At 38.6% G+C, this 13,065-nt stretch carries 6 protein-coding genes; 3 read left to right on the top strand and 3 right to left on the bottom strand.

Annotation, left to right across the window (positions count from 1 at the left end; translation table 11 throughout):
- Window positions 1–718 precede the first annotated feature (718 nt).
- Window positions 719–1,786: a phosphotransferase enzyme family protein gene (locus GD597_RS07470; protein ID WP_171607212.1), complete on the bottom strand. Its 1,068-nt coding sequence runs from the start codon at window positions 1,784–1,786 to the stop codon at window positions 719–721.
- Between the two features lie 91 nt (window positions 1,787–1,877).
- Window positions 1,878–2,900, bottom strand: a complete 1,023-nt coding sequence (locus tag GD597_RS07465; RefSeq protein ID WP_171607211.1) for a LacI family DNA-binding transcriptional regulator — start codon at window positions 2,898–2,900, stop codon at window positions 1,878–1,880.
- A gap of 516 nt (window positions 2,901–3,416) precedes the next feature.
- Between GD597_RS07465 and GD597_RS07460 the strand changes: the two genes are divergently transcribed.
- The 3 genes from GD597_RS07460 to GD597_RS07450 all read left to right on the top strand — a co-directional run bounded on the left by GD597_RS07460 (window position 3,417) and on the right by GD597_RS07450 (window position 11,800).
- Window positions 3,417–6,521 carry a SusC/RagA family TonB-linked outer membrane protein gene (locus GD597_RS07460; protein ID WP_171607210.1) on the top strand — a complete coding sequence of 1,035 codons (3,105 nt, stop codon included), beginning with the start codon at window positions 3,417–3,419 and terminating at the stop codon, window positions 6,519–6,521.
- Between the two features lie 20 nt (window positions 6,522–6,541).
- Window positions 6,542–8,140 carry a SusD/RagB family nutrient-binding outer membrane lipoprotein gene (locus GD597_RS07455; RefSeq protein WP_171607209.1) on the top strand — a complete coding sequence of 533 codons (1,599 nt, stop codon included), beginning with the start codon at window positions 6,542–6,544 and terminating at the stop codon, window positions 8,138–8,140.
- Window positions 8,141–8,500: 360 nt separating this feature from the next.
- Window positions 8,501–11,800 (top strand): VCBS repeat-containing protein, encoded by a 3,300-nt coding sequence (locus GD597_RS07450; RefSeq protein WP_171607208.1) that lies wholly within the window; start codon window positions 8,501–8,503, stop codon window positions 11,798–11,800.
- Window positions 11,801–11,812: 12 nt separating this feature from the next.
- Here the strand turns inward: GD597_RS07450 and GD597_RS07445 are convergent, their stop codons facing one another.
- A complete protein-coding gene (locus tag GD597_RS07445; RefSeq protein WP_171607207.1) occupies window positions 11,813–13,051 on the bottom strand; it encodes a M16 family metallopeptidase in 1,239 nt (412 codons plus the stop codon).
- Window positions 13,052–13,065 lie beyond the last annotated feature (14 nt).

Here is a 13,065-nt window from a genome sequence, read left to right as displayed (position 1 = left end):
GTTAACTAATGTTGTTATTAAAACGTTCGGTGGTTTTATGTAGGAGTAGGCTAAACATATGCACCAGAAACAACTATTTTATAAAATAGTTTCATTCAGTCATATACATTCAACAAAAATATACATACGCAGTCAGTACCAAAAACAAGGCTTTAATATTAATGATACATTAAGCAGATTTGAAGTGAAAATTAATGTACAAACCTAAAACCGTTTGTTTTGGTAGTTGCTTTATTGATTATGAGTGGTAAATAGGCAGTGGGCCAAACAGTTAGTAGGGGCTATTATGGATATTTTACCTTAAACTTTTGCTAAACAGATGGTATAAATACAGATAATGATTGGCCCGGCAATAGTACTAGTGCAGCTTTACTTGCGTCGCACACTTGTGCTGTAAAACAATTATCAGCAATAATACATATGGGGGAATTTGCGGATGTGCAAATGGTGGATATGCAAATGAGAGGATATGCAAATGAGAGGATATGCAAATGAGCGGATGTGAAAATAAGAGGATGTGCAGGTGTGCGGATTCCTGGGCGAAGATTTGAGTAACTTCTGGCATTTATTATAGCTGCCATAAAAGTGGAACCCTGAACCGAGCGTGGCAAGTGCCGATGCCATATAAATATGGGCTGGAGCCTCCATCCAAAAAACTGCTGAAAAATTAACCCGTTACAAATTAGTATAGCACTGGCTACGGGTAATTGATTGGCACTTATTGGTATTGGGCAGCAAATACAGATACCCTTTTATTGAGTGCATCTTCTTTTTGGGTAAGCAGTTGTAAAAGTGTTAGTTGATTAATGGCTCGGTGCAGGTTATGTAATTCGTAACTGGCACCATAGTAAATATTGTTATTCAGGTAATCGGTTAAAAAACGTAGTGCCTGCATGTAAATCATAAATTTACCGGCATAAACAAAGTATTTTTTTTCTTCGGTGGTGAGTTCCGTATTCATTTGGCTAAGGTATCCCTGTACAATAGCATCAAAATAGGGTTCGCGTACTTCTATTTTGGTCATATCGGTTTCTTCCTCGCCTGCGGGAGACAGGTAAGTACGCATCATATCGCCCACGTCACTTATAAAATAACCGGGCATTACCGTATCTAAATCAATTACACAAATGCCTCTATTGTGGCTATTAAAAAGTACATTACTTATTTTGGTATCGTGATGTGTTACCCTTTTTTTAAACAATGGGTTGGCCAAAATGGTTTCGTAGGTTTCAACAATATGCACATAGGTATTGGCAATGGTAATGGCCTCTTGTGCTATGGAAAGCCTTGCTGCACTGCTTGTAGCAAGTGCAGTTGTGTACTGGGTATACCGTAACGATAAGTTATGAAACCCGCTTAGTGTAATTTTAAGTTGCGAACTATCAAAATCGGCCAGTAACTTGGTAAATTTTCCAAATTGCTGGGATGCCTCAAATGCCAGCGCAGGGTTTTCTAATACCGTATAGGTATGCGAATCGGGTATAAATTCAAAAAGCCTGAAATAGCCCTCACCGGGTATATGTATCAGGCTTTTGTGGTTGCTGGTAAATACCGGTGCAGTAAAAATATATTCAGGGAAATGACATTTTAAAAATTGGTTTATGGCATTGATGTTCTCGTCAATGGCGGCAGGATTGGTAAAAACATTATCATTAATGCGCTGAAGAATATATTTATTGTCTACCGTATCAACCACCCAGGTTCTGTTTATAAGTCCGTTTCCAAAAATGGTATAATGGGTAACAGTATCGGTAAGGTTAAATTGCTGTAAAAGGTTTTTAATCATATTGTATCGTTATTAATACAAGGCGCTTAATGTATCAAAGCTAATTTATTGCAGTATGCTGCCGGTAAACAATCGTTTGCATTATATTCTGCTACTGCTTATACTCAACCAAATGGCTATCTATAATAATTTTGTACGAACTATTGTCGGTTTGATCTTCTTCTTTTTTTTGTAAAAGCTCCAACAGCATTTCTGTGGCTTTTTGCCCCTGTAAATAAGGGTTTTGTTCAACCGAAGCCATTGGGGAATATTTTAAATATTCTACCATCGGCAAATTAGAATAACTAACAAAGCATACATCTTTATTAATAGCAACCTGTTGCGCATCGGCATATTGCATGGCATCCAGTGCCACATAATCATTAAATGTTACTATAGCGGTAACTTTTCTTTTGTGTTCTAATAATTCTTTTACGGCTTTTCTGCTTCCCTCTTTGGTAAGATCGCTGTTTACAATAAGTGATGGGTCGTATTTTAAGCGGTGTTTACTCATGGCAATCTGGTAACCTTCCTGTCTTTGTTTGCTGGCATATAATTTCTCAGGCCCATTAATCAGCCCAATTACTCGGTGCCCGTTTTTTAGTAAAAAACTGGTGGCCTGCACTGTTCCCGATACCATATTACACGCTACATAATGTATATCTGTCATGTTGGGAATACAATCAAAAAATACTACCGGTATGCCCGATTGGCGCAACCTGTTAAAATGCTCGTAATTGGTTGTATGTTTCGAAATTGAGATAATAATACCATCCACACGATGTTTTTTCATCGTTTCAATAATATGTTTTTCTCTGTTGGCATCATCTCTGGACTGACCAAGCAAAACTGTATATTGGCTTTTAACGGCTACATCTTCTATACCACTTATGGCCGAAGAAAAAAACAACTCAGATAAAAAAGGAAGAATTACACCAATAGTAAAAGTTTTTCTTTGCTGAAAAAAAATGGCTGCCTGGTTTGGCTCGTATTTCAATTCTTTGGCAAGCTCTTTTACCCTTGTTTTAGTGCGTAAACCAATACTGGAATGGTCATGCAATGCCCTGGATACTGTTGAAATGGATATATTCAACCTTTTGGCAATTTCTTTTATAGTTGGTTGTTTAGCAGACATATCGGTAAAATTATTGGTATTTATACAAAATGGCATCTATAAATATCAGAACTATGTACCCGGCTTTTTGTACAATTTGCTGCACCTGTTGCGTCGCACACTGCGGCTGCAACAAAAATACCAGGCATCGCTATTATCAAAAAAGCAAATTGTATCATCAGCTGTAAATACCTCATAATAGCCTGCGAAACTAATTTTCAGGTGTAAACATACATCCTCAAAGTGCATCGATCATAAGTAAAAACGCGCTATACGCGGTTTTGCAAGTGCGGGATTGTGAGAAAAAATCTTTGTTTAAAAATTCAAATTAACGCAAACGTTTGCGTTCTTAATTTGTTTCTAATTCGTGTTCAAGAGGTTACATTTGATACACTAACTGTTTGATTTATTAATATATAGGCTTGAAAATTACACTGTAAATCTGTGCAGCGTTAACTATAATTCTCATGTCTCTACCAAAATACTCGAATTAGTTAGCTGCTTGATTTTTTTGTTTCATCTAAAACTTCCACTGTTATGAGAAAACTACACAAACTGGTTTTTATTCTCTTTCTCTTCACGTGCATGGTTGCACATGCACAAACAAGAACCGTAAAAGGAAAGGTTCTTAACGCACAGGGTAATTTGCCTATTGCCGGTGCTTCTGTACTTGTAAAAGGCAAAACAAACGGAACGGCTACAGCCAACGATGGTTCATTTTCTATTAATGTGCCAACCGGCAATGTAACATTGGTAGTTTCTTACATCGGTTTCGCAACTGTTGAAAAGTCAGTTGAGGCAAATCTGGCAGATATTACAATCACCTTATCTGAAGCAAAATCAGATTTAGGCGAAGTTGTTGTAACAGCCTTGGGTATCTCCCGCCAAACAAAAACATTGGTGTACGCTACCCAATCAGTTAAAACTTCTGAACTTACTGAGGCCAGGGATGCAAACAACGTGCTTAACTCTTTACAGGGTAAAGTAGCAAATGCAGTAATTACTCAGGGCTCTGGTGGTCCTGGTAGTGGTGCAAGAATTGTATTGCGTGGTAACCGTTCTATCCAAGGTAGTAACAATGCCTTAATAGTTGTAGATGGTGTGCCTATTCAAAACAATACCAACGGAACAGGTACCAGTGACTTTGGTTCTGTTCAGGGTTCAGATGGTGCTTCAAACATCAACCCGGATGATATTGAATCTACCACAGTATTGCGTGGTGCATCTGCAGCTGCCCTTTATGGTAGCCAGGCTGGTAACGGTGTAATTGTTATTACCACTAAAAAAGGTAAGAAAGACAAAATGGCTGTTACTGTAAATTCAGGTGTATCTACTGAATCTCCATTTGCTTTGGTTAAAACACAAAATTTATATGGCCAGGGTAATGGCGGTGTTTTAGATCCAACATCTGGTGAAAGCTGGGGTGCAAAAATGACCGGACAGTCTTTTACCAATTACTTAGGTAATAGCAGTTCCTACACTCCGCAAACAGACAATATCAGAAACTTTTTCAGAAATGGTTTGGCATTGAACAATTCTATCGGCGTATCTGGTGGTAACGATAAAATGCAAACCTATCTTTCTTACACTAACAACTATGTAGAAGGTATTATCCCAAAAAATAACCTTACAAGACATACTGTTAACTTAAGAATCAGTAATCAAATCAGCAAGAAATTTTCTACTGATGCCAAGATTACTTACATCAATCAGGATATTAAGAACAGACCACGTACCGGTGAGGAAAACTCTCCAGTAAGTAATATTTATCAAATTCCAAGAAACGTATCTACTGCAGATGCTGAACAATTTGAATTTATTAACAATGTGGGTATTCCAACGCCAACTCCTTGGCCTTCTACATTAAGTTCAATTTATCAAAGTCCTTATTGGGTAATTAACCGTACCGAAATCAATGAAACCAGAGATCGTATCATTGGCTTCTTGTCTGGTAAATACAAAATTACTCCATGGTTAACTTTATCAGGAAGAGCAAACCTTGACAGAACTTTCGATCAGGGTGAAAATAAAATCTCTCTTGGAACAATTCTTTACAGCAGAGACGGTGGCGACTATTCTAAAAATACAGTTGTTGTTACTGAAAAATGGTTTGACGCGATGTTAGAAGGTAACAATAAAATCACTAAAGATCTGAAAATTGATTACCGTGTAGGTGCCATCTTCCAGGACAGCAAATACGATTACAATGCATCTGGTGCAGGTGGTTTAAATGTAACCAATAAATTCAGCTTGAACTTTGCAAAAGCACCATCTTTAAGTTCTGCTTTCTCAGAAGTTCAAACACAATCTTTATATGGTCAGGTAAACCTTTCATTCAAAGATTATTTATATCTGGATGCAAGTTTACGTAACGACTGGGATTCACGTTTGCCAGCTCCTTACAGCTTTAGCTACCCTTCTGTTGGTATATCAGCCATCTTATCTGATATGCTAACACTTCCTACTGCTTTTTCTTTCCTGAAAGCCAGCGTAAACTATGCTGAAGTAGGTAATGGTGGTAAATTCGGTTTATTAAATACAGTTTATAATTATGGTCAGGGTGCAGGTAATGGGTTTTTACAAAGAAGTTCTACTTACCCAATCCCAGGTTTGAAACCAGAAATTGTTAAAAACCTTGAATTTGGTATTGAAGCAAGATTCTTAAATAATCGTATTGGTTTTACTGCTACTTATTACAAGAGCAACTCATTTAACCAATTATTACAGGTTAGCTTACCTGTAGCTACAGGTTATTCCAGCCAATACATCAATGCTGGTAATATCCAGAACAGTGGTTTTGAATTTGTAGCAAATGGTACTGCAGTTAAAAACAAAAATTTTACATGGGATGTAGCTTTAAACTTTGCAGCTAACACCAATAAAATTGTTGAATTAAGTGATCAGGTTAAAATTTTCTACCTGGGTGGTGGTTTCGGTCGTTCTGCAACTCCAGTTGTTCAGGAAGGAAAGAGCTATGGTGATTTATTGGCCTTCAAATGGGCAACTGATGCCAAAGGCAATCATATAGTAACTGCAGATGGCAAACCTTCTATTACCAGCGCACAAGAGTTTATTGGAAACTTTAATCCTAAAGCAACCATTGGCTTTACAAATACGTTTACCTATAAAGCATTTTCTCTTAGATTGTTAATGGATGGTCGTATCGGTGGTACAATGGTATCTGGTACTGAAATGAACCTTGCATTTAGCGGTATAACTGAAGGAACTGCACAATACCGTGAAGGTGGTTTGAACCTGGGTGGTGTATATGCTGATGGATCTGCAAACAGTAAATCTATTACTGCACAGGATTTCTGGCAAATTGCTTCAGGCAAACGTTATGGTAACGGTGAATTCTTTGCTTACGATGCAACCAGTTTCAGGGCAAGAGAATTAACTATTGGTTATTCTATTCCTGTTAAGAATACTACCATTGTAAAAGCAATTAAAGTTTCTGCAGTTGGTCGTAACTTATTCTGGTTATATCGTGGTAGTTCTAAACTTAATATTCCAGGTCTTGAAACACGCAAAATGTGGTTCGATCCAGATATGAGCTTGGGTAACTCAAACTGGCAGGGTGTTGAATATGGTGCATTGCCATCTACACGCAGCTTTGGTGTTAACCTTCAGGTTACTTTTTAATTATTCAAAAATAATTTAGTATGAAAAAAATTAGTAAACTTTTTACCTCACGTATTCCACTGGTATTTATCAGCTGCACAGTTATGCTGGCATCCTGTACTAAAAAGTATAGTGATATAAATACTGACAGAAACTCTATTGCCACTGTTGGTGCATCAGAGTTACCATTCCTTTTCTCTAAAGCAGAAGCTACAGCTGTGCCAAATATCTGGAACTACCAGATTGCACAAAACCTGTTTGCTGATCAATATGCTCAATACTTTGCATGTACTGCTACTTATTTCCCTTCTGATCGTTTAAATATCAGGATGGATTGGGTTGGTGCTGCATTTAATCCTATCTATACTGATATGGTTCCTCAGCTTCAAACCATTTTGGAAAACTCTGATCCTTCATCTGCTGAAAATGCATTGGCAAATGTTATTTGGGTTTTAGGTTTCCACAGGGTTACTGATTATTGGGGTCCTATTCCTTATTTCAGCGCTGGTCAGCCAGGTAACTCAGTACCTTACGATGCGCAGGATAAAATTTATGATGATTTCTTCAAACGTTTAACTTCAGCTGCAGCGGTGTTAAAAACCAAAACCGGCGAAACTCCGTTTGGAAGCTACGATATCATCTACGGTGGCGATGTAAGCAAATGGCTTAAATTCACCAACACACTGCGTTTACGTTTGGCTTTAAGAATTTCAAAAGTAGACCCAGCACGTGCTAAAGCTGAAGCTGAAGCAGCCGTAGCTGATGGTGTATTAAGCAGCAGCCCATCTGATGATGCTTTATTAAAGAAAAGCTCTAGTGGTTCTGATAATAACGGTCTTTCTCAAATGTCTGACTGGAATGAGTTCCGTATGAGTGCTACCATGGAATCTGTTATGACAGGTTATGCTGATCCAAGGTTAAAAGAATACTGGTTACCAGCTGGTGTTACTGGTTCTGATCCTGTAGGTACTGGTACTTATGAAGGTTTAAGAAATGGTTTAACCTCTACCCAATTAACTGAAAATGCAAACAAAGCAACTGCAAATTCTAAAATTGGTAAAAGATGGTCATCTCCAAGCTTTGGTGGTAATGCAGATTATTTAACCACTCCTCAAATTATCATGGGTTCTGCTGAGGCTTATTTCCTTCGTGCAGAAGGTGCATTATTAGGTTGGAATATGGGCGGTACTGCTAAAGATTTATATGCTTCTGGTATTACTGCATCTATGAACCAATGGGGTATTACAGATGATGCAGCTATTCAGGCTTATATCAACAGCTCTTCCGTTCCTGTAGCACCAAACGATTATTTAAATTCTCCTGCAGTTTCTTCTGCTCCAATTAAATTTGCATCAGATCTTGCTACTCAAAAAGAGCAGGTGGCTATCCAAAAATGGTTGGCATTATTCCCTGATGGTAACGAAGCATGGGCTGATTACAGAAGAGGCCGTAGCTTTATCATGTATCCGGTGGCTAATTCAGATAATGCTGATATCACCAATACAACTACTCAGTGGATCAGAAGAATTCCGTTCCTGCTTTCAGAAACACAGAATAACGGTGCTGCCGTTGAAGCTGCTGTTCCTTTGCTAGGCGGTCCGGACAAATTAACTACTCCGCTTTGGTGGGATAAGAATTAGTTCCCACACATACATACTTAGCTAAAAAGATTCCACCATAGACCAACATCTTGGTGGAATCTTTTATTTTAGCCATTTACAACTTTCTTTTTGTACCGTAGCATTACTGCAGTACAAGAGTGCGACGCAAGAGTAGTTGCATTTACTACAAAAGCCCGGTACATAATTGTATTAGGTATTTTATTAACCGGCAATTATATCAATATGCAGCTTTACTTGCCACGCTCGGTTCATGGTTCTGTTTTCATGGCGGCAAAAAAGCAATATGTATGCTAATGTAAAACCTGTTATTTTAGCAGCCATTTTCACCATATGAATCGGCAACCATATATTTTCTTATCGTTTATAATTTTATAAGCTATGCATCGCCTAACTTCTATAGTTTTATTGGTTATTGGTTATATTTTCTTTGCAGCATGTACTGGTAATAAAAACCAGCTTTTTACTGCTTTAGATAAAAGCAACACCAATATTAATTTTCAAAACACACTATTTGAGGATGGCCCTTTAAATGTGGCCAATTATATTTATTTCTATAATGGTGGTGGCGTTTCTATTGGCGATATAAATAACGATGGGTTACAGGATATTCTGTTTACCGGTAATATGGTGCGCAACAGATTATACCTGAATAAAGGCAATTTTACCTTTGAAGATATTACTACCCAAAGCGGTGTTGCAGATAAACAAGGCTGGTGTACAGGTGCCACTATGGCCGATGTTAACGGAGACGGTTTGCTGGATATTTATATTTGCCGCAGTGCCGATATAAATCCGGCCATGCGTACCAACCTGCTGTTTATGAATAATGGTAACCTTACTTTCTCTGAAAAGGCCGGTCAGTATGGACTTGCTGATACAGGTTACTCCACCCAATCTGCTTTTTTTGATTATGATAAAGATGGTGATTTGGATTGCTTTATTATCAATCACTCACTATCAAAATATACTGCTGGCGTGCAGGATAATCCTGAACTAAGAAATGAGCATAACCCGGCTTTTGCAAACAAACTATATCGCAACGATAATGGCCATTACAGTGATGTAAGTGGCGAAGCAGGTATAACATCCAATGTACTAACTTTTGGTCTTGGACTGGCAGTTACAGATTTTAATAATGATGGCTGGCCCGATGTGTATGTATCTAACGATTTTAATGAGCCGGATTATTTATTTATGAATAACCGTAACGGCAGTTTTACAGAATCCCTGCGTACCTCTATGGATGATATTTCATTATACTCTATGGGTTCTGATGCAGCAGATTATAATAATGATGGTTTACCAGATTTGGTAACACTGGATATGATGCCCGAAAGTAATTTTACCCAGAAAATGCATAGCGGGGCAGAGAATTTTGATAAGTTTCAATACCTGTTTAACCAGGGGTTTTATTTTGAGTATAGCCGCAATATGCTTCAAAAAAATAATGGCGATGGCACTTTTAGCGAAGTAGCACAATTGGCCGGTGTATCTAATACCGACTGGAGCTGGACTGCGCTATTTGGCGATTATGATAATGATGGTAATAAAGACCTGTTTATTACCAATGGCTATGTAAAAGATTATACAGAGATGGACTTTTTAAAATACTCCGTTGATAGGGTGGTGCGTAAAATGCATGGCGATTCAGTAGATGCTATTACTGAGTATATTAGAAAAATGCCAACCCTGGAAATACCAAATTATGTATTTCAAAATAATGGTAACGAAACCTTTACCAAAAAAACTTCTGAATGGGGTTTAGATCAGCCGGGTGTTTCAGCTGGTGCCGCTTATGCAGATCTTGACAACGATGGCGATCTGGATTTGGTAGTAAATAATACCAATAATTTCGCAGGCATCTATAAAAACAATAGCGAAGCAATAGGCAAGAATAATTACTTAAGGGTACAATTGGCGGGTACGGCAACTAACCCAAGGGCAATTGGTACCAAGGTTACACTTTATTGTAAGGGGCAGCAGTATTATCAGGAAGAATCTCCGGTTCGTGGGTTTCAATCCTCCTCAGATCCTGTACTTTCATTTGGGGTGGGTTCCAATGCGGTAATAGATTCAGTATTGGTTATTTGGCCAAATAATGCCTACCAGCTGCTTACAAATGTTAAACCCAATCAAACGCTTTCTCTTAAAATGACCGATGCAAAGCAATCATGGGTATACGACACGCTTAAGAATACAAACACTGTTTTTACACAAAGTATTGCATCGAACATAAAGCACACTGAAAACAGTTTTAACGATTTTACAGTGCAGCTCTTACTGCCCAACTATTTGTCGCGGCAAGGCCCCTGTATTGCAACAGCAGATGTAAACAAGGATGGGTTGGATGATATTTTTATGGGAGGTGCAAAAGGCAAAGCCGGTCAATTATTTTTACAAACTGCAGCCGGAAGTTTTGTAGCCAAACAAGTGCCTGAATTTTTACAAGACTCGGTGAGTGAAGATGTAAGCGCAGTGTTTTTTGATGCCGATAATGATGGCGACCCGGACTTGTATGTAGCATCTGGCGGTTATGAATTTGACGAATTTGACCCTGCTTTTCAAGATAGATTATACCTGAACGATGGTAAAGCTAATTTCACCAAAAGCGTAGATGCTTTGCCCAAAATGTTATGTAGTAAAAGCTGTGTAAAAGCCGCAGATATAGATGGTGATGGAGATATTGACCTTTTTGTTGGTGGCAGACTGGTTCCTGGTAAATATCCAACAGCACCCCGCAGCTTTATTCTTGCCAATAATGGGAAAGGGGTGTTTATTGATGTTACGGCTTCGGTGTGTAATGCATTAATGCAACCGGGCATGGTAACAGATGCCGCTTTTGTAGATGTAAATAATGATAAAACGCAAGACCTTGTTATTGTAGGCGAATGGATGCCAATTCAGGTATATACAAATAAGGCTGGCAAGTTCACCGATGCATCTGCCAGCTATATTCATTTTGCCAGTACTGGTTGGTGGAATAAAATTTATACGAATGATATAGATGGCGATGGCGATGCAGATTTAGTTATTGGCAACTGCGGTTTAAATACCCAGTTTAAAGTAAGTGAAAAAGAACCTATGAATCTCTATTATAAAGATTTTGATAATAATGGTTCTATCGATCCCATACTTTGCTATTTTATACAAGGTGTTTCTTATCCGGCTAATTCAAGAGACGATCTTACCGATCAACTACCGGGTTTAAAAAAGAAATTCCTGGAATATAAGGGTTATGCCAGTGCTACCATTAATGATTTGTTTACCCCCGAAGTATTAAAAGATGCCAAAATACTAAAAGTTGAAACCATGCAAACTATTTATCTGGAAAACCAGGGACCTGCGAAGGGTTTTGCATTACATAATTTGCCGCAGGAAGCACAGTATGCACCTGTATTTGGTATGGTGGCCGAGGATTTTAATAATGATGGTAAAAAGGATTTACTATTAGCCGGCAACGAAACCTGGACAAGAATTAAATTTGGCCGTTACAGGGCCAATCACGGTGTACTGCTACAGGCAGATGGTAAGGGTAATTTTACCTATGTGCCACAAACCAAAAGCGGCCTGCAGCTAAACCAGAATGTTAAAGTATTACTTCCAATAAAAACCGGCAACAAAAAAACTTTTATTGCCGGCATTAATGATGGGAATGCTTTGTTTATAACAGCCAACTAAATAAGTTATAGCTTAATTTTTACTGCAATACACCATGGTATTACTGTTGTTTACATCAAATATCTGTTGGCTGTATTGCAGTATTTCTTTTGTGGTTATGGCCTGGTACCTGCCCATTTCTTCGTTCATGAGGTTGGCATTTCCCAGTAGCTCATAATTGGCAAGGCTGCCCGCCCTGCTTAAAATGGTCATATCTTCAAAAGTGATCAGGCTTTCGGTTTTGTTTTTTACTTTTTGTAGTTCCTGTTCGCTAACCAATGTAGATTTTATTTTGTCTAATTCTTCTTCTATGGCTGCTTCTGCTGTAGAAGGGTTAATGCCTTTAACCAGTTTACCTTCAATGGTTACAATGCCGGGGTCTATACTTCCAAACTGGTAACATTCAATATTGCTAAACAATTGTTTTTCTTTTACCAGGGCTTGGTATAACCTGGATGATGCACCACCACCCAGTATTTCTGTAATTATTTCGGCTGCATAATAGCCCTTGTCTAAACGTGGGCCCATATGCCAGGTTTTATAAATAGCATCCAGGGGTACATCGGCAATTACTTCTAACCGGCGGGCGTTAGTTTGGGCAGGCTCTTGTGGCAGTTGGCGCACATATTTTTCACCCATGGGTATATTGCCAAACCATTTTTCGGCAAGCCTTTTAACATCCTCGGTTTTTACATTTCCGGCAACCACTACAATAGCGTTTATGGGCCGGTAATGTTTAAAGAAAAAGTTTTTTACATCATCCAGTTGCGCATTTTCAACATGGCTTAGTTCCTGCCCGATGGTCATCCAGCGATAGGGGTGTACTGTATAGGTTAGGGCCCTCATTTTGTGCCACACATCGCCATAGGGCTGATTTATATAATGCTCCTTAAACTCTTCGCATACCACTTTGCGCTGTACTTCCAGGCTTTTTTTACTAAAAGCCAGGCTAAGCATACGATCGCTTTCCAGCCAAAAAGCGGTTTCGATATTTTGAGCGGGTAACTGGCAATAATAATTGGTAAGATCATTGGTGGTATAGGCATTGTTTTCTCCACCGGCACGCTGTAATGGCTCATCATAATCTTTTATGTTAATGCTGCCACCAAACATGAGGTGTTCAAATAAATGCGCAAAGCCTGTTTGCGCGGGGTTCTCGTCACGGGCACCCACATCGTACATCACATTTAAAACGGCCATAGGGGTGGCTGTATCTTCATGCACCAAAACGCGTAAACCATTATCTAGCACAAATCTGTTATAATGTATCATAATTGTAAATAGGG

Origin of the sequence: Limnovirga soli (assembly GCF_013106755.1) — a bacterium.
Lineage (GTDB): Bacteria > Bacteroidota > Bacteroidia > Chitinophagales > Chitinophagaceae > Limnovirga > Limnovirga soli.
Note: the sequence above shows the minus strand (reverse complement) of the source record. Positions and strands in the feature narration are given on the sequence as shown.

Excerpts from the sequence above, each read along its gene's own strand:
- GD597_RS07455 (WP_171607209.1), top strand. The coding sequence starts at position 6,542 with ATGAAAAAAATTAGTAAACTTTTTACCTCACGTATTCCACTGGTATTT.
- GD597_RS07445 (WP_171607207.1), bottom strand. The coding sequence starts at position 13,051 with ATGATACATTATAACAGATTTGTGCTAGATAATGGTTTACGCGTTTTG.
- GD597_RS07450 (WP_171607208.1), top strand. The coding sequence starts at position 8,501 with ATGCATCGCCTAACTTCTATAGTTTTATTGGTTATTGGTTATATTTTC.
- GD597_RS07460 (WP_171607210.1), top strand. The coding sequence starts at position 3,417 with ATGAGAAAACTACACAAACTGGTTTTTATTCTCTTTCTCTTCACGTGC.
- GD597_RS07470 (WP_171607212.1), bottom strand. The coding sequence starts at position 1,786 with ATGATTAAAAACCTTTTACAGCAATTTAACCTTACCGATACTGTTACC.
- GD597_RS07465 (WP_171607211.1), bottom strand. The coding sequence starts at position 2,900 with ATGTCTGCTAAACAACCAACTATAAAAGAAATTGCCAAAAGGTTGAAT.